The sequence below is a fragment of the Opitutaceae bacterium TAV5 genome (genome assembly GCA_000242935.3).
In the GTDB taxonomy this organism is placed as follows: Bacteria; Verrucomicrobiota; Verrucomicrobiia; order Opitutales; family Opitutaceae; genus Geminisphaera.
Genome location: CP007053.1, coordinates 726057 through 744631, shown reverse-complemented (window position 1 = coordinate 744631; position 18575 = coordinate 726057). Strand labels below are relative to the sequence as shown.

Annotated in this window: 13 protein-coding genes and 1 CRISPR repeat array (1 of these 14 only partly in view); of the genes, 7 read left to right on the top strand and 6 right to left on the bottom strand. The window is 62.4% G+C overall.

Going from position 1 to position 18575, the window contains the following annotated elements; all coding sequences use genetic code 11:
* Positions 1–69: 69 nt before the first annotated feature.
* The 3 genes from OPIT5_03670 to OPIT5_03660 all read right to left on the bottom strand — a co-directional run bounded on the left by OPIT5_03670 (position 70) and on the right by OPIT5_03660 (position 3807).
* The gene (locus OPIT5_03670) at positions 70–984 is read right to left on the bottom strand and encodes a hypothetical protein (protein ID AHF94012.1); all 915 of its coding nucleotides are present in this window, start codon (positions 982–984) and stop codon (positions 70–72) included.
* An 85-nt stretch (positions 985–1069) separates the two neighbouring features.
* On the bottom strand, positions 1070–3049 hold the full coding sequence (locus OPIT5_03665; GenBank protein AHF89502.1) for an alpha-galactosidase: 1980 nt from the start codon (positions 3047–3049) through the stop codon (positions 1070–1072).
* Complete coding sequence (locus OPIT5_03660) at positions 3031–3807, bottom strand: N-terminal cleavage protein (protein ID AHF89501.1); 777 nt, start codon at positions 3805–3807, stop codon at positions 3031–3033. The genes OPIT5_03665 and OPIT5_03660 overlap by 19 nt, the downstream gene beginning before the upstream one ends.
* A 109-nt stretch (positions 3808–3916) precedes the next feature.
* Here OPIT5_03660 and OPIT5_03655 point away from each other — a divergent pair, with 109 nt between their 5' ends.
* On the top strand, positions 3917–5020 hold the full coding sequence (locus OPIT5_03655; protein AHF89500.1) for a LacI family transcriptional regulator: 1104 nt from the start codon (positions 3917–3919) through the stop codon (positions 5018–5020).
* Here OPIT5_03655 and OPIT5_03650 read toward each other — a convergent pair.
* The 3 genes from OPIT5_03650 to OPIT5_03640 all read right to left on the bottom strand — a co-directional run bounded on the left by OPIT5_03650 (position 4995) and on the right by OPIT5_03640 (position 9550).
* The gene (locus OPIT5_03650; GenBank protein AHF89499.1) at positions 4995–5948 is read right to left on the bottom strand and encodes an anchor protein; all 954 of its coding nucleotides are present in this window, start codon (positions 5946–5948) and stop codon (positions 4995–4997) included. The two genes, OPIT5_03655 and OPIT5_03650, sit on opposite strands and share 26 nt — an antisense overlap.
* Before the next feature lie 57 nt (positions 5949–6005).
* Entirely contained in the window at positions 6006–8618 is a 2613-nt protein-coding gene (locus tag OPIT5_03645; GenBank protein ID AHF89498.1) for an endopolygalacturonase, read from the bottom strand.
* Between the two features lie 80 nt (positions 8619–8698).
* Positions 8699–9550, bottom strand: coding sequence for an N-terminal cleavage protein (locus OPIT5_03640; GenBank protein ID AHF89497.1), 852 nt, complete (start codon positions 9548–9550; stop codon positions 8699–8701).
* Between the two features lie 6 nt (positions 9551–9556).
* On the opposite strand from OPIT5_03640, the gene OPIT5_03635 reads away from it, so the two are divergent.
* The 6 genes from OPIT5_03635 (at position 9557) to OPIT5_03610 (ending at position 17366) form a co-directional block, all read left to right on the top strand.
* Entirely contained in the window at positions 9557–9793 is a 237-nt protein-coding gene (locus OPIT5_03635; protein ID AHF89496.1) for a transcriptional regulator, read from the top strand.
* A gap of 548 nt (positions 9794–10341) precedes the next feature.
* Positions 10342–10449, top strand: coding sequence for a hypothetical protein (locus tag OPIT5_03630; protein ID AHF94011.1), 108 nt, complete (start codon positions 10342–10344; stop codon positions 10447–10449).
* Between the two features lie 259 nt (positions 10450–10708).
* The gene (locus tag OPIT5_03625; GenBank protein AHF94010.1) at positions 10709–14875 is read left to right on the top strand and encodes a hypothetical protein; all 4167 of its coding nucleotides are present in this window, start codon (positions 10709–10711) and stop codon (positions 14873–14875) included.
* 147 nt (positions 14876–15022) lie between these two features.
* On the top strand, positions 15023–16777 hold the full coding sequence (locus tag OPIT5_03620) for a CRISPR-associated protein Cas4 (GenBank protein ID AHF89495.1): 1755 nt from the start codon (positions 15023–15025) through the stop codon (positions 16775–16777).
* 5 nt (positions 16778–16782) lie between these two features.
* The gene (locus OPIT5_03615) at positions 16783–17079 is read left to right on the top strand and encodes a CRISPR-associated protein Cas2 (protein AHF89494.1); all 297 of its coding nucleotides are present in this window, start codon (positions 16783–16785) and stop codon (positions 17077–17079) included.
* An 86-nt stretch (positions 17080–17165) separates the two neighbouring features.
* Positions 17166–17366, top strand: coding sequence for a hypothetical protein (locus OPIT5_03610; GenBank protein AHF94009.1), 201 nt, complete (start codon positions 17166–17168; stop codon positions 17364–17366).
* 33 nt (positions 17367–17399) lie between these two features.
* A CRISPR array of direct repeats spans positions 17400–18575; the repeat unit is 36 nt; unit sequence GCCGCAGCGAATGCCGTTTCACGAATCGTCAGGCGG; it runs 555 nt beyond the window's last position.

The window sequence follows — 18575 nt, the reverse complement described above, 5'->3', positions numbered from 1 at the left end:
AATCGCAAGGGAAAGGCAATGCTTCCGAAGCGGTCTGCCTGCACATCGCGGTCTGGACGTGTCCTTTCCTCACGCCTGCCGCCGGCACCGGAGGGCGAGGGCGATGGCCAGCAAAACCGCGCCCGCCACCGCCGCCGTTACGGCCGGCTCCGGAATCGGAGCGGTCGTGCTGATGACGATGTTGTCGAAATACACCGGACTGGAGATCCCCTGCGTCGAAAGGCGCAACGTATCGAATGTATAACTACCGGCTTCGCTTTCGATCACGTAATTTGCCAGCGTCGTCGTGCTGCCATCGGTTTCCGTGATGGAGGCCGATACCTGCAAGCCCGTGCTTACGACCGTGAGCGTGAACACCAGGTGGTGGTCCACGTTGTCGCCGACGGATATGTAGTCGCCGGCTTTCTGGACGGACATGCCGGTCAGCCCGGTCTCCGCTTCGTTGAGGGAATACGTGCCGTAGCGGTAGACCCGCTCCGAATACGAGTACAGGAACTGGCTGTATTCGACTCCCGTGGCGCCGACCAGAGGGTTGGCCTTCTGCCCGCCGCCCAGGATTGTGGTTGCGGGGGGCGTTGCAAGATCCAGCAACCCGACGATGAGTTGCCCGGCAGTGCCGCCGGCCGAACGGAAATCGAGCTCCAGGATGATGGATTCTCCGATGCTGCCGAGCGTCACCGGCTCAAACGGACGGAAGGCGAAGGTGTTGGCCCGTGAACCGGAGGTGGTTGACAGCACGGTGCCGGAAAGGCGGGTGGCGTCTCCGGGGGCGGTGTCGGTCCGCCATGCGTACCCGTCTGCTGATGTGTTGAAAAAATACCAGCCGTAGTTGCCGAGCGCCGCGCCGTTCTGGGCGGAGCCGGAAACCCCGGTGAACATGTCGTTGACGATCACCGACTGGGCATGGACGAGGGCTCCGGCCAGCAAGCCGGAAACCAGGAGGAGGAGCGCACCGGGGCGCGGGATGGAGAACGATGTTTTCATGTCTGGATTGCGGGTCTGTGTATGGGTTGCGTTGCGGGAAGGGGGCGCCTCGCGTCACGCGAGGCGGGATACGCCGGGAAATACGTCATTCTTCGGTATCGATTTTCAGCAGTTCGCCTTTGGCAAGGGGGCCGGGATTGCCGATGCGGTTGTCACGCAGCACCAGGCCGCGCACGGATTCCAGGGCGATGGCGTGATCCGCTCCGGCCGGCCGCGCCGCCGTCTCGACAGTCGGCCTGGCCAGGCGGTAGCCGTCGATGACGTTGCCGGTTATGGCGAGGTTCTCCGCGCCTCGCGCGACGATGGCCGGGCCGCCGGCGCGGCGCAGCGTGTTGTTTTCCACCCGGATGTTTTTCTGGATACGGTGTTCGCGATAGCTGCCCTGCCTGATGAGTACCGCCGCCCGGTCCGCGCCGCGGTCCTGGCCGATGCAGATGTCTTCAAGGGTGTTTCCGGTGACAACGACATCATGGACATAGGGGCCTTCGCCCCAGTAGGCGGCTTCGCTGATCATTGCGATGCCGTTATTCATGACGATGGAGATGCGGTTGTTTTCGATGCGGGTGCGCGGGCTGTGCAGGAGGATGCCGCGCGCCAGCGAGCCCCGGAAATCGTTATTGCGGATCACGCCTCCCGCCGTGGAAAACGCCTCCACGCACGCGATCACATCGCCGGTGAGTTCGATGGGAGAATCAAGGGTGAGCCGATGCACGGGAACCCGTTTCCCGTAAGCCAGCCCCGCCGCCTGTCCCGAATGCCACTTGTGATCGAGGTCGGCCAGGCAGCGTTCGCGTTCGGGCGTCCACGAACTCACCGACGCCTCCAGGATCCGCCGGCTGCCTCGCGGCGCCATTGTGGCGCGGTCAAAAAATTCCACTGTCACCGGCCCGGTAAAATTCCGGCGGTTGTTCATCTGGCTGGTGAGGAGCGTTGTCGGATTCTCCTGCCAGAGCACGCGGGCGAAGTGGCCGTGCAGATTCACAAAATCGTCCCCGATGGTTTCGATGCGGCAGTCTTCGATGAGGGGCCCCTGGTCCATGTTGCCGCAGTTGATGCCGTCGGCGTTGCCGGCGAGGAGCCGGTTGGTGTCGGGCCGGCGCACGATGCCGCAGCGCCGGAAGACCGTGTTGCTGCCCGTGTTTTGCGAGAAGCAGACGAAGGGGCTGGCATACAGTATCACATTTTCAATTACGCAATCGACCGCGCCGTCGAGCCGGACGGCCCGGCCCATCCGGGAAAGGATGGCGATCAGGTCGCCCTCGGCCAGGCCGCTTTTTGACAGTGGCACGTCGTGGAAGCCGCGAAATTTTACCCGATAGTCGCCGCCGGGCAGGCGGTTTTCCCAGTAAAAGCCGACCGAAAACCCGATCACGCCCGGTTTCAGTTCCCGGGTGTCGGGATCGAAGACCACGCCGCGCCAGTGGATGTCGCCGTCGATGCCGGCCATGCCGGGGCTGGTGCGTTCGCGTTCGTAACCGGGGTCGAGCCGCACGTCGAATGTGCCCGCCTTCGGGTTGAGCGCGGTGATCCGGCCTTGCGTGAACGGCAGCGGGTCCCAGTCCAGGAACACATTTTTCAGGGTCACGTTGCGCCCGCCAAACATCGCGATGCCGCCCGCTTCGGTTTCGAACCAGAGGGTGGAGCCCAGGAAATCGAGAGTGATGTCGCGCAACCCGGTGAGCGGCAGATGCGAGGGGCCGCCCCATCCCGCCCTGACGGCTTCGGCGAAGCGGTAGTGGCCGGTCGGGATACGCAGTTCCTTTTGTCCGGACGAGGCGGCGGCCGCGATCTGTTCCCGCAAGGCCTGTCCGGCTTCGCGTTGACGGGCTTTTTCGGTTTCGTCCCATGCGGCGATGTCGGCGGGAAGCGGACCGGCGGCGGCGATGTCGGCGGCGAGCGGCAGGGGGAACATGCGGGCAATCAACAAAAATCCGGTCAGCAGGAGCCCGGAGAAACGGGGAAGCCGGGCTGGCAGGCGGAACTGGCGGGCGGTTGTGGTCATGGGAATGTCTTTGATGAAGGCGGGAGCGGTGGCGCGCGCAGGGGCTAGAAACCCCGGTTCCATACGTTTTCCGCTCCGCCAGGACTGTAGTTACCCGTTACATACGCCTCGATGTCGCTGGTGGCCGTTACGTGTCCGTCCAGCCAGAGCAGGTGGCTGACTCCGGCGATGGCGCCGCCGTTGTAAACCAGGGTGCCGCCCTTCGGTTCGCAGGCGGAACTGCGCAGGTAGTTGGGCGTCAGGGTAGCGAGTGGAGTCTGCGAGTTGAAGCCGGACTCCGAGCAAAGCAGTGTCCGCGAGGGAAGCGGGACGGAGGCCAGGCGCACCCGCCGGTCAAGGCCCGACGGGTAGGCTATGGCCGGCCCGAGGCGCCCGTTCATCCCGTAGGAGGGTCCCCTGTCCAGCCAGGCCTTGCCCGTGTGGCCGGCGATCTTGCGCGATTGCCAGGTGCTGCGAAGCGTGGGGATGCGGGTGAATTCGCTCCATGTATCCGACTTTTCCCTGCCCGTGAGATAGGGAGAGACATGACTCCACCAGTAGCGGGATGTGTCGCTGTCGGGCTCGACTTCCGGGAGCAGGTCGCGGTTGTCCTGCGCATAGAGGGCGACGGCGAGGCCGATCTGGCGGAGGTTGGATTTGCTCTCCGTCCGCCACGCGCTCACGCGTGCGGCCCGGAGTCCGGTGAAGGCAAGCGCCGCCAGGACGCCGATGATGGCGATGACGGCCAGCAGTTCGATGAGTGTGAAGGCACTGTGCCGATGCAGTGGGCGGCTGGTCGGGCAGGTTTGGGGTGGGGGGAGCGTTTGCGGGGGAGAGTGCATCAGGGTGGAATGGTTGGGTGCCCGATAAGAAGGTGGCACGGGCAGAGGGGACAAAGCTTTTATAAGTAAACAAGTTTACTCGTGGCTCCTCCTCTGGTTTTGAATCCCCATGCCCGTGAATACATCCACGTACCGCCAGATCGCGCGCGAGGCCGGAGTGAGCCTTGCCACGGTGAGTTTTGCGCTGCGCAACCGTCCCAATGTATCGGAGGAAACCCGCCAACGTATCCGCGCAATCGCGGAACGGAGCGGCTACGTGCCCAATCCCGTGTTTGCATCGATGATGAGCCGGCACCGGCGCCGGACATCGCAGAGGCAGATTCGGGCGATCCTCGGCTGTTTCATGCCGCACAAGGCGACCGGGCATTTGCGACGCCACTCGACGAACAAGGAGTTTCTTGCCGGAGTGCAGGCCGCGTGTGAGGAGGAAGGATTCCTGTGCGAAAAATTTATCTGGGAGGATTTCGACAACTCTCCCCGGCGTTTGTTCGCCAGCCTGCGGGCACGAAAGGTACCGGGGGTGGTCTTTCTGGGCGGCGTGGTGCCGGAGTGGGCGGCGGCGGAGGAAGGGTGGGCGCGGTACGCATTCGCGGCGATGGGCAACCCCTCGGACCATCTGAAAACGCACTACTCGTCGGCCGACCACTACAACAACGCGTGGCTGGCGATGACGAGGCTCTCGGGTCTGGGCTACCGGCGGATCGGATTCGTGATGTTGCGGACCGTCTGGGCGGAGCGTTCCAACTACAAGGCGCTCTCCGCCTACACGGGATGGATGAGCCAGGCAGGGCTGGCCGTGCCGGCATCAGGGAGAAAGAAGGCGGCGATGCCTCCGCCGTTCTTCGTGCGGGAGTGGCGACGTGACGAATTCCTGTGTTGGCTGGATCGTTACAAACCGGACGCGTTGTTGATCTCGGAAGACGAGCCGGTGGAGTTCTTGCGCGACGCGGGATGGCGGGTGCCGGACGATATCGGGGTGGCGCATCTGGATCTTGATACGGGGTGGGAACAGCGGGCCGGCATCCGGCAAAACAACTTCGAGGCGGGGCAGGCGGCGACACACCTGGTGATCGACCAGATCAACCGCAGTGTATTCGGCGTGCCGGAGTACGCGCGGGCGGTGCTCATCACGGGCGACTGGTTCGCAGGACCGAGTGTCCGGGGCAATGACGGGCACCGCCCGACGGTCACGCCTGCCGGCGCCGGAGAGTGAGGGCGAGAGCCAGCAAAAGAGTTCCGGACAGTACTGCCGCCGCGGCCGGTTCCGGGATGGCCGGGCCCGTGATGTCGGCGGTCATGATCTGCTGGAGTTGTTGCTGCGTCAGCGCGCCGCCGGAGCCGGTCGTTTCGCCCCAGAGGCGGAAGTTGTCGAGCAGGCCCTGGAACGGGCGTTGCTGGTCGTTGCCCCCGCTGTTGCCGAGGGACAGGCTCTGGTTGGTCACGGTGCTGACAACGCCCCGATTGGCGAGGGCGACGCTGTCGATGAATTCGAGCTGCCCCGAATCCCTGGTTCCCGCATACAGCGAGACCAGTCCGGTGTCGCCGTCATAGGTGAAGGCGAAAAACGTCCATGTATTGGCCTGGAAAAGACGGGTGTCCGCGCTTGCCAGCTTGGACCCTGCCGAACCGCCAATCGAGGCCGAGAGTTGCAGGCCGGCTCCGGTCTGGAACCAGACGCCGGCGGAGCCGATTTCGATGAGGCGGGCATAGTTGCCGGGGGCGGTGTCGCCGGCGGTGTTGTACCAGCCTGCAATCGTGAACGAGTTCATGCCGTTGAGAGAGGCGGCTCCGTTGGTCAGAATCGCCACGCCTCCGTAGCCGGCGCCGCTGCCGTTGATGGCGCCGCTGCCGCCCATGCGGGTGGCCGTGGTGTTGTTGAAGGCGTAGTCGCCGGCCTTGCCGGAAACGCCGAGGCTGTCGGCGCTGTGCAGGTCGGCGGAAACACGGTTGCTGCTGCCCGCCTCGACGTAGTTGGTCATCGAGGCCGAGCCGCCCAGCGTGCCGGTGGACGCGGTCGAGGCGCCGTTGGCCGGGTCGTTGAAGGTGAACTCGTGCAGAAGCGTCGCCGCGGGAAGCGCGACGGCGGAGGAAAGGACCGCGAGCGCGGTCCCGGCGATGGAGCGGAGGGAGCGGATTTTCATGGCTGGGTGTGTGTGGTGGTTGGACGGGGGATGCGAAGGAGCGGGAGGCGTGCGGGGTCAGTGCCGCGCACGCTGCCACTCGAAGATCGAAGGCACTGCCGGTTGCGGACGGGCAGGCAGCGAGCCGCTGTTGCCGTCGGCGGAGGGAGGGTACGGATGTAGCGAGTTACCGGATACGAAAGAGAACCGGCCGAGCCCGCCGGCGAAGCCGGCGACGGTTTTCACGGGGCCGTAAAAACGGTTGTCGACGACGTCGATGCCGGTGCAGTCCGCCGATCCGAAGAAGATCGCGACGGGAGCCGGTTTCTCCATGATGAAGACATTGCCGCGGATCGTGTGGTCGAAGCTCTTCTCCCGGCCGTAAACCGCATAACCCTGCCCGAGCCGGAAGCGGTTGTGCAGGATCAGCCAGGCTTCGTTGCCACCGACCATGTGCACGCCGTCGAGAGGTGCGGAGACATCGTTGTTGTAAACGACATTGCGCGGTCCCTGTGGACCGTGCGAGGTGCTGGCGGGACCGGAAGCGAAAAAGGCATGGCCGTAAGCGCCGTTGGCGCGGTCGGCGGCGGTTTGCTCGATGACGTTGTTTTCGTAGAGGTTTTCGTTGGTCCAGCCGGCATGCCACTGGCCATCGCTGCCGATGAAGCGGCCGTTGCGGACGACGTTGCCGGCGGCGCCCCATTGCACGTCGGGCGCGTGGCGCATGCCGCGCGTGAGCACGCCGTCCATCAGACAGTCGAAGGAGCGTTCGAAACCCACGTAGCCGGTGCCGCCACCGCCCTTGAAGATGGCGCCGTCGACCTCGATATCGCGCACCTCGCACTGGCGCGAGCGCGTCAGATAAAGCGGATTGCGGCCCGAGTTGACGATGCGCACATCGCGCACCCGGCAGTGCCAGCCATAAGCGAAGGTGATGCCGTCGGCCCACAGATCCTCCATCGGATACCAGAGCGTGTGTTTGATGCGCGGGCCGACGAGCTCGGTCGTAAACACCTTTTGCTCGACCGTGAAACCTTCGAACCCGGAGCGTTCCACGGTGCCGATGCGTTGCACATACGAACCGTCCTCGACAGGAAACTCCAGACGCAGCGGCGCATCGATGCTCAACGCGGAAACGGCGGCGCGACCGGCCGCGGCCGGTTCGTCCTGCACGGCGGTGATTTCGTAATGGTTGATGCGATACGTTCCCCACGGGGTGACGTTGCCGGTGAGCCTGTTCCAGCGGTCCGTGGCGGGCGCCTCGATCATGATGCGGTCGCCGGGTTTCAGGCCGTGGCCGGGGGCGAGACGCAGGCGGTTGTCGCCGCGCCGGGCGGTGGCGACCAGCGGCAGGCGCGAGCCCTGCAAACCGGCTCCGGCGATGATGAACGCCCCGTGCTGGTCGGCCCATGTGTCGCCGGGTTGCGGCGTGGCGGCGACCTCGATTTCGAAGGTGTCGCGGAAACGTTCGCCGGTGGAGTAACCCGCCTCTGCCTCGATCCGGTGCCGGCCGGGACCCAGTTTGCCGAGGATCGCGGAGCCGCGCAGGCGGGCGGAGAAGCGGTTTCCCCAGTGATCTTTGCGGATGTGTTCCGCCAGCACGGCATCGCCGGCGGTGATGCGGAGCAGCGTCAGGTTTTTCGGGTTGGTCTGGATTTCCCAGAAACTGTCGGGGCCGGTTTTCCCGTTCGGGTTCCAGCAATAAAGCCGGAGCGTGCCGAAGGGGATGTGCTCCTGGTAAACGAACCGGGTGCGGTCGCGGCCGGCTCCGCGGATGACGACGCCGGAGTCGCGGATGATGACGGGGCTTTCGAGCAAAAACGTGCCGGCAGGCACCGCGACGACCCCGCCGCCTTGCGCGGCGGCGCGGCGCACGGCGTCGTTGAGAAGCGGGGCGACGTCGCGGCCGGCGAGGCCGGCGAACGTTTCCGGGCCGACGACGACGGGCAGGCGGGCGGGATCGGGAATGCCTCCGGGGATGCCGACGTGTTTCCAGTTCGGATACACCAGTCCGTCGGGACCGACCACGTCGGCGGCGGTGAGCCGGGCCGCATCCGCGGGATCGGCCGGGTTAATCTTGTAGACGGAGGGCCACGGCGGCTCGATGCGGGGGACGAACGACTCGATGGAAAGATCGTCGAAATCGACCGTGACCTTCGAGCCGGCGTAGGTGTGTATCCATGCATCCAGCGAGACGGCGCCGGCGGGCGGAGCCGCGGTCACGGTGACGGCGCGCCATGTGCGGCTCTGGATGGCAGCGCTGTCGCTGGCCTTGGGCCAAGGGTTGAGGTGTTTTCCTTTCGCGTCGAAGAATCGCAAATACACGCCGACGCCGTCGCCGGAAATGAGCCGCGCGTGGACCGTGAGGCGGTAAGCGCGTCCGGGTTCGACAGGGAAGCGGGGCGCAGCGACGGAGGAGCCGGCGGTGTCGGAGTTGTCGGTCACGCGCAGGCCGAGTTTCCCGGTGCGGGCGGCTTCGGGGATGGCGGCACTCATGGGTGCGGCGCCTTCGTTGACGATCCAGCCGTCGAGGCCGGATTCGAAGCCCGGATTGGGCAGCGGGAGCGAGGCGGCGTCTCCGTCCGTCGCGGCCCGGAGGGCGAAGGGCGCGAGCAGGAGAAGGGCGAGCGTAGGCAGAAAGCTCCGGAGCGCAGGGCTTCGGAAGCGTTGAGGGAGTCGGGAGTTTGGCATGGGAGAAAAGAGGGAGGCAGGAAAACGCGGAATGCGGGTGCGGGTTGGACGGGAAAACAGGAATGGCGGCGGATGGCGTGTCAGGGGTCGGCGTCGCGGGGAACGGAGGCGACGTGGGCGTCGAGATAGAGCCGGAGGCGGGCGTTGCCCCAGACAGGGGTTTCGGGGATGCGCCCCTTCGTGTACCAGCCGGATGACGTGAGGTTGCTGTCGCTGAACGCCGCGTTGTCCGTGTGCAGTGACAGGTCGAGATTGGTGAGAACCCAGACGCGGGCGGGGCCGCCGAGGGTTTCGAGTTCGTGAAGCGCAACGGGAGGCCGGTTTTCCGGATCGGCTTCGGTGCCGAGAACGCGGGCGTTCTGGACGCCGTTGGTGTACCTCGTCTTCAGGGTGAAGTTCTGGACATAATGAGGTGGAGGGCTGGTGACGAGGTCGGGAAACTGTTGTTCGACGCCGGGGCAGACGAGTTGGGGGGTGAGGGCTTTTTCGCTGCTGCCGAGGGTGTCGGGATCGCGGTTGCCGAGGTAGGGGGCGAGACCCGCACCGAGAGTAACTTTTTTGGGATCGGAGTTGGTGCGGGTGTAGTTGACGGTGATGCCGAGGGGACCGGCGCCGGGTACGCGCTGGTCCTTGCGTTCATTGGCGTATTGCAGGATGGCCACGCCCACCTGGCGGAGGTCGGAGATGGCCCGGCCCTTGCGGGCGACCATGCGGACCTTGCCAGTGACAGGGATGAGGATCGCGGCCAGCAGGCCGATGATGGCGATGACGGCCAGCAGTTCGATCAGGGTGAAGGCATGGGGGCGGGAAGGGTGACGGAGGGGAGTCATGGCAATGAGGAGACGGTTCGGGTGGAGTTTCACGACCCAATGGGTCGTGTTTTGAAAAACGACCTGATAGGTCGTGTTGTGCAAGGAAAAAATGCGCCCCAATGAGGCGTGTCAAAAACCGGTAATCCAGATCCTCAGAAGCAGTGGCTGCGAACAGTCGGCGCGAACATCCGCCACGAACGGGAGGTCGCTGACCTCACGCAGGAGCGTCTTGCCGAAAAGGCCGACCTTGCGACCCGCACGATCCAGAAAATCGAGGCCGGCCAGATCACGATCCTGATCACGACCCTCCGCCGCATCCGGAAAGCCATCGGCTGCTCCTATGAGGCGTTGTTGAAGGAGTAGGGTGGCATGGCAGGTATGTGCAGGTCGTAATTAGTTTCTAATGCGGAAACAAAACGCCATCTTGGTCCATTATCGTCAAGTTTCTTTTTTGGAAACTTGAAACTTCCTGCTCATACGAAACTCAAGGGCCGTAACATCATCGGCCAAAACATGCAGCGAATCCGTTATGCGTGTAATCCGGTGGTTACGCTGGATGATCTCGCAGCGAGGCTGGAAGTACGAGGGCTCTTTTTGAGCAAGTCCACACTCTCGAAAATTGAAAACCGTCAACGCGTCGTTTTGGATTTTGAAGTTCTGGAACTTGCTGCAGCACTGCGTGTTCCGATTACACAGTTGTATGGTCAGAAATGACTTTGAGCGACTGCGATAAATGAAAAAGACTGCACCCGTTAAAGGTCGGAATGTCGTTGGTGTGAACGTGCGCCGAATTCGCATGAGTCAGGAGCCCAAAGTAACGCTGGAGAACATGGCCGGGCGATTGGCTGTGAGGGGCGTCCAGCTGGACCGCTCTGCTATCCGGTCGAATCGAGAATGACGACCGCTACGTCTTGGACTACGAAGCCGTGGCCCTTGCCGATGCTCTCGGTGTGGATGTTGCCGACCTGTTCCGCAAGATCGATTGCCCCAAGAACCTGCTGCGCAGGCGGGCAGGGTAGGGGAGCGGTTTCCGGCGGAGATTTTCGGAGGCGCCGGTAACGTTATGTCGGGGAATTTGCTATACATCGACGATAATTAGTTTTGTTGATTCAGGATCGAAATGCGCTCAAACAAAGAACGTTCCGCGTTTCCCTCATGCGCTACTACGCCCACACCGCCATCTTTCGGCACGCAAACAAAGCAGATGGGTTGCCTGTCAATGGGTGATCATTGCCTGAAGTTACCATCCATCAATAATATAAATCATCCTTACTCCGAATGTCCCTCAATCGCATCTATCAAGGCCGCGTGGCGGCCGTCGAAACAGGAACGGCCTTAGCGAAAGGTAATGTCGAATGGATGCCTGCCGCAGGAGGCGACGAAGTTCTCTGGCAGCACCACGAACTTTTCCAAGCTGCCATCAACTACTATCTCGTCGCCCTGCTCGCACTCGCCGACAAAAACAATCCCGTACTTGGCCCGCTGATCAGCCAGATGGATAATCCCCAAAGCCCTTACCATGTCTGGGGAAGTTTCCGCCGCCAAGGACGTCAGCGCACAGGTCTCAGTCAAGCCGTTGCACCTTATATCACGCCGGGCAATAACGCTCCCACCCTTGACGAAGTTTTCCGCTCCATTCTTGCGGGCAACCCAACCGACCGCGCAACTTTGGACGCTGCACTCATGCAATTGCTCAAGGCTTGTGACGGCGCGGGCGCTATCCAGCAGGAAGGTCGTTCCTACTGGCCCAAATTCTGCGATCCTGACTCCACTGCCAACTTCGCGGGAGATCCGGCCATGCTCCGGCGTGAACAACACCGCCTCCTCCTTCCGCAAGTTCTCCACGATCCGGCGATTACTCACGACAGTCCTGCCCTTGGCTCGTTCGACACTTATTCGATTGCTACCCCCGACACCAGAACTCCTCAACTCACCGGCCCCAAGGCACGCGCCCGTCTTGAGCAGGCGATCACCCTCTGGCGCGTCCGTCTTCCCGAATCGGCTGCTGACTTCGATCGCCTTGCCAGTTCCCTCAAAAAAATTCCGGACGACGATTCTCGCCTTAACCTTCAGGGCTACGTCGGCAGCAGTGCGAAAGGCGAAGTTCAGGCCCGTCTTTTCGCCCTTCTGCTATTCCGTCACCTGGAGCGTTCCTCCTTTACGCTTGGCCTTCTCCGTTCCGCCACCCCGCCGCCCAAGAACGCTGAAACACCTCCTCCCGCCGGCGTTCCTTTACCTGCGGCGTCCGCAGCCGATCCGGTGCGGATAGCCCGTGGCAAACGCAGTTTTGTTTTTCGCGCATTCACCAGTCTCCCCTGCTGGCATGGCGGTGATAACATCCATCCCACCTGGAAGTCATTCGACATCGCAGCGTTCAAATATGCCCTCACGGTCATCAACCAGATCGAGGAAAAGACGAAAGAACGCCAAAAAGAATGTGCGGAACTTGAAACTGATTTCGACTACATGCACGGACGGCTCGCCAAGATTCCGGTAAAATACACGACCGGCGAAGCCGAACCGCCCCCCATTCTCGCAAACGATCTCCGCATCCCCCTCCTCCGCGAACTTCTCCAGAATATCAAGGTCGACACCGCACTCACCGATGGCGAAGCCGTCTCCTATGGTCTCCAACGCCGCACCATTCGCGGTTTCCGCGAGCTGCGCCGCATCTGGCGCGGCCATGCCCCCGCTGGCACGGTCTTTTCCAGCGAGTTGAAAGAAAAACTAGCCGGCGAACTCCGCCAGTTCCAGACCGACAACTCCACCACCATCGGCAGCGTCCAACTCTTCAACGAACTCATCCAAAACCCGAAATACTGGCCCATCTGGCAGGCTCCTGACGTCGAAACCGCCCGCCAATGGGCCGATGCCGGTTTTGCCGACGATCCGCTCGCCGCCCTTGTGCAAGAAGCCGAACTCCAGGAAGACATCGACGCCCTCAAGGCTCCAGTCAAACTCACTCCGGCCGATCCTGAGTATTCAAGAAGGCAATACGATTTCAATGCCGTCAGCAAATTCGGGGCCGGCTCCCGCTCCGCCAATCGCCACGAACCCGGGCAGACGGAGCGCGGCCACAACACCTTTACCACCGAAATCGCCGCCCGTAACGCGGCGGACGGGAACCGCTGGCGGGCAACCCACGTCCGCATCCATTACTCCGCTCCCCGCCTTCTTCGTGACGGACTCCGCCGACCTGACACCGACGGCAACGAAGCCCTGGAAGCCGTCCCTTGGCTCCAGCCCATGATGGAAGCCCTCGCCCCTCTCCCGACGCTTCCGCAAGACCTCACAGGCATGCCGGTCTTCCTCATGCCCGACGTCACCCTTTCCGGTGAGCGTCGCATCCTCCTCAATCTTCCTGTCACCCTCGAACCAGCCGCTCTTGTCGAACAACTGGGCAACGCCGGTCGCTGGCAAAACCAGTTCTTCGGCTCCCGCGAAGATCCATTCGCTCTCCGATGGCCCGCCGACGGTGCTGTAAAAACCGCCAAGGGGAAAACCCACATACCTTGGCACCAGGACCGCGATCACTTCACCGTACTCGGCGTGGATCTCGGCACGCGCGATGCCGGGGCGCTCGCTCTTCTCAACGTCACTGCGCAAAAACCGGCCAAGCCGGTCCACCGCATCATTGGTGAGGCCGACGGACGCACCTGGTATGCCAGCCTTGCCGACGCTCGCATGATCCGCCTGCCCGGGGAGGATGCCCGGCTCTTTGTCCGGGGAAAACTCGTTCAGGAACCCTATGGTGAACGCGGGCGAAACGCGTCTCTTCTCGAATGGGAAGACGCCCGCAATATCATCCTTCGCCTTGGCCAAAATCCCGACGAACTCCTCGGCGCCGATCCCCGGCGCCATTCGTATCCGGAAATAAACGATAAACTTCTCGTCGCCCTTCGCCGCGCTCAGGCCCGTCTTGCCCGTCTCCAGAACCGGAGCTGGCGGTTGCGCGACCTTGCAGAATCGGACAAGGCCCTTGATGAAATCCATGCCGAGCGTGCCGGGGAGAAGCCTTCTCCGCTTCCGCCCTTGGCTCGCGACGATGCCATCAAAAGCACCGACGAAGCCCTCCTTTCCCAGCGTGACATCATCCGGCGATCCTTCGTTCAGATCGCCAACTTGATCCTTCCCCTTCGCGGACGCCGATGGGAATGGCGGCCCCATGTCGAGGTCCCGGATTGCCACATCCTTGCGCAGAGCGATCCCGGTACGGATGACACCAAGCGTCTTGTCGCCGGACAACGCGGCATCTCTCACGAGCGTATCGAGCAAATCGAAGAACTCCGTCGTCGCTGCCAATCCCTCAACCGTGCCCTGCGTCACAAACCCGGAGAGCGTCCCGTGCTCGGACGCCCCGCCAAGGGCGAGGAAATCGCCGATCCCTGTCCCGCGCTCCTCGAAAAGATCAACCGTCTCCGGGACCAGCGCGTTGACCAAACCGCGCATGCCATCCTCGCCGCCGCTCTCGGTGTTCGACTCCGCGCCCCCTCAAAAGACCGCGCCGAACGCCGCCATCGCGACATCCATGGCGAATACGAACGCTTTCGTGCGCCCGCTGATTTTGTCGTCATCGAAAACCTCTCCCGTTATCTCAGCTCGCAGGATCGTGCTCGTAGTGAAAACACCCGTCTCATGCAGTGGTGCCATCGCCAGATCGTGCAAAAACTCCGTCAGCTCTGCGAGACCTACGGCATCCCCGTCCTCGCCGTCCCGGCGGCCTACTCATCGCGTTTTTCTTCCCGGGACGGCTCGGCCGGATTCCGGGCCGTCCATCTGACACCGGACCACCGTCACCGGATGCCATGGAGCCGCATCCTCGCCCGCCTCAAGGCCCACGAGGAAGACGGAAAAAGACTCGAAAAGACGGTGCTCGACGAGGCTCGCGCCGTCCGGGGACTCTTTGACCGGCTCGACCGGTTCAACGCCGGGCATGTCCCGGGAAAACCTTGGCGCACGCTCCTCGCGCCGCTCCCCGGCGGCCCTGTGTTTGTCCCCCTCGGGGACGCCACACCCATGCAGGCCGATCTGAACGCCGCCATCAACATCGCCCTCCGGGGCATCGCGGCTCCCGACCGCCACGACATCCATCACCGGCTCCGTGCCGAAAACAAAAAACGCATCCTGAGCTTGCGTCTCGGCACTCAGCGCGAGAAAGCCCGCTGGCCTGGAGGAGCTCCGGCGGTGACACTCTCCACTCCGAACAACGGCGCCTCTCCCGAAGATTCCGATGCGTTGCCCGAACGGGTATCCAACCTGTTTGTGGACATCGCCGGTGTCGCCAACTTCGAGCGAGTCACGATCGAAGGAGTCTCGCAAAAATTCGCCACCGGGCGTGGCCTTTGGGCCTCCGTCAAGCAACGTGCATGGAACCGCGTTGCCAGACTCAACGAGACAGTAACAGATAACAACAGGAACGAAGAGGAGGACGACATTCCGATGTAACCATTGCTTCATTACATCTGAGTCTCCCCTCAATCCCTCTGCCCCATGCGTGATATAACCTCCACCTCATGTCCCGGATCGGCGCCGGCAACCTGTAGTTCCCTTCCATCCTCCAACACTCCCGCAGATCGCGATCCGCTGCCGCCGATGCCGGTGCGCCGCCTTCACAACTATCTCTACTGTCCGCGGCTTTTTTATCTCCAGTGGGTCGAGAATCTCTTTGAGGAAAATGCCGACACCATTGCCGGCAGCGCCGTGCATCGTCACGCCGACAAACCTACGCGTTACGATGATGAAAAAGCCGAGGCACTTCGCACTGGTCTCCCTGAAGGCGCGCACATACGCAGCCTTCGCCTGGAAAACGCCCAACTCGGTCTCGTTGGCGTGGTGGATATCGTGGAGGGAGGCCCCGACGGACTCGAACTCGTCGACTACAAAAAAGGTTCCGCCTTCCGCCTCGACGACGGCACGCTCGCTCCCAAGGAAAACGACACCGTGCAACTTGCCGCCTACGCTCTTCTCCTGGCTGCCGATGGTGCGCGCGTTGCGCCCATGGCGACGGTCTATTACGCTGCCGATCGCCGGCGTGTCACCTTCCCGCTCGATGACGCCCTCTACGCCCGCACCCGTTCCGCCCTCGAAGAGGCCCGCGCCGTTGCAACCTCGGGGCGCATACCTCCGCCGCTCGTCTCTGACGTCCGCTGCCTCCATTGTTCCTCCTATGCGCTTTGCCTTCCCCGCGAGTCCGCCTGGTGGTGCCGCCATCGCAGCACGCCGCGGGGAGCCGGCCACACCCCCATGTTGCCGGGCTTTGAGGATGACGCCGCCGCCATTCACCAAATCTCCGAACCTGACACCGAGCCACCACCCGATCTTGCCAGCCAGCCTCCCCGTCCCCCGCGGCTCGATGGAGAATTGTTGGTTGTCCAGACTCCGGGAGCGATGATCGGACAAAGCGGCGGTGAGTTTACCGTGTCCGTCAAGGGTGAGGTTTTGCGCAAGCTTCCGGTTCATCAACTCCGGGCCATTTACGTTTACGGAGCCGTGCAACTCACGGCGCATGCTGTGCAGACCGCCCTTGAGGAGGATATCGACGTCTCCTATTTTGCGCCCAGCGGCCGCTTTCTTGGCCTCCTCCGCGGCCTGCCCGCATCCGGCGTGGATGCGCGTCTCGGGCAATACACCCTGTTTCGCGAACCCTTTGGCCGTCTCCGTCTCGCCTGCGAGGCGATTCGGGCCAAGATCCATAACCAGCGCGTCCTCCTCATGCGTAACGGCGAGCCCGGGGAGGGCGTCTTGCGCGAACTCGCCCGTCTGCGCGACGCCACCAGTGAGGCGACTTCGCTCGACGAACTCCTCGGCATCGAGGGCATCGCCGCGCATTTCTATTTCCAGTATTTTCCCACCATGCTGAAAGAACGGGCGGCCTGGGCCTTTGATTTTTCCGGACGCAATCGCCGCCCGCCGCGCGACCCGGTCAACGCCCTGCTTTCGTTCGGTTACAGCGTGTTGTCCAAGGAACTTGCCGGCGTCTGCCACGCTGTTGGCCTAGACCCGTTTTTCGGCTTCATGCACCAGCCGCGTTACGGGCGCCCCGCACTCGCTCTCGATCTGATGGAGGAGTTTCGCCCTCTCATCGCCGACAGTGTTGCCCTGAATCTCATCAACCGTGGCGAACTCGACGAAGGGGACTTTATCCGGTCGGCCAATGGCACCGCGCTCAATGATCGGGGCCGCCGGCGTTTTTGGGAGGCATGGTTCCGGCGTCTCGACAGCGAAGTCAGCCATCCTGAATTTGGTTACAAGATGAGCTATCGACGGATGCTTGAAGTGCAGGCGCGCCAGCTATGGCGCTATGTGCGCGGTGACGCCTTCCGCTACCACGGATTCACCACCCGTTGATTCCGATGTCAGATCCCCGCCGCCGTTATCTTGTGTGTTACGACATCGCCAATCCGAAGCGATTGCGCCAAGTGGCCAAGCTGCTGGAGAGCTATGGCACGCGTCTGCAATACTCGGTTTTCGAATGTCCTTTGGACGATCTTCGTCTTGAACAGGCGAAGGCTGATTTGCGCGACACGATTAATGCCGACCAAGACCAGGTGTTATTTGTTTCGCTTGGCCCCGAAGCCAACGATGCCACGTTGATCATCGCCACGCTTGGGCTCCCTTATACCGTGCGCTCGCGAGTGACGATTATCTGACCCATAACCCACGTGTTGAAGAGGCTGAAAACAGACGGACCTCTATGAAGAACAATTGACGTTTTGGCCGAACTCAGCAGACCTTTATGCGGCTAAGGCCAATGATCATCCATCCTACCGCCATTGGGCTGGAGACGTTTTTTGAAACGGCGAGTGCTGCGGATAGCGAGTTTCTCTTGGGGAGGCGCTCGCGGCCACTTTTACAGAGGAGATGTTCGGGCGAACTGGCCGACCTAACAAGGCGTACCCGGCTCAAAATCGAGGCACGCTCGCACGGGATGATGTAATTCGTTGTTTTTCAGCATACCGTGCGAGCACGGGCCGCAGCGAATGCCGTTTCACGAATCGTCAGGCGGTGGACGCTTTGAACTCTTTCACCACGCAGTGCAAGCCGCAGCGAATGCCGTTTCACGAATCGTCAGGCGGGGGGATTTCGCAACAGCATCGCAGGGAACGCTGGCGCCGCAGCGAATGCCGTTTCACGAATCGTCAGGCGGTATGATCCTGAAACCGTTTCTCGGAATTGTGCTGCCGCAGCGAATGCCGTTTCACGAATCGTCAGGCGGATTTGAATTCGGGAACTGTGTTTCGGGGCGTTTTCGCCGCAGCGAATGCCGTTTCACGAATCGTCAGGCGGCATCTCCTGAGCGTAGATTGCCCCTGTGAGCGGAGCCGCAGCGAATGCCGTTTCACGAATCGTCAGGCGGGGCAAGGAAATGGAGCCGGAGGCGCGTGATGCGTTGCCGCAGCGAATGCCGTTTCACGAATCGTCAGGCGGTGTGCCATCTTGAGGTCGCGGTTGACGAGGGTTCGCCGCCGCAGCGAATGCCGTTTCACGAATCGTCAGGCGGAGTAGGACTGTCAGACACACTCGCCGATGCTATGCCGCAGCGAATGCCGTTTCACGAATCGTCAGGCGGAATTTACTTTGTGAGAGCAAAAACCCCACGTGCTGCCGCAGCGAATGCCGTTTCACGAATCGTCAGGCGGTGGTGCCAAGGCGAAGTGTTACCAAAATTGACATGCCGCAGCGAATGCCGTTTCACGAATCGTCAGGCGGTGGTGCCAAGGCGAAGTGTTACCAAAATTGACATGCCGCAGCGAATGCCGTTTCACGAATCGTCAGGCGGTGTATCGCGTCGGCGGCTTCGGTTTCGCCATTTTTGCCGCAGCGAATGCCGTTTCACGAATCGTCAGGCGGTCTATGCCGCCAATAACGCTCGCCTGAAGGTCGCCAAGCCGCAGCGAATGCCGTTTCACGAATCGTCAGGCGGATCATGACCGGCAATGTCTGGCGTGATTGTCCGATCGCCGCAGCGAATGCCGTTTCACGAATCGTCAGGCGGAAAAAAGAATACAAGAAAGACGGCGACAGCTACGCCGCAGCGAATGCCGTTTCACGAATCGTCAGGCGGGTGACGATCGACTACGCACTCGTTTCCCCGCGAGCCGCAGCGAATGCCGTTTCACGAATCGTCAGGCGGAAGGCCATCGAG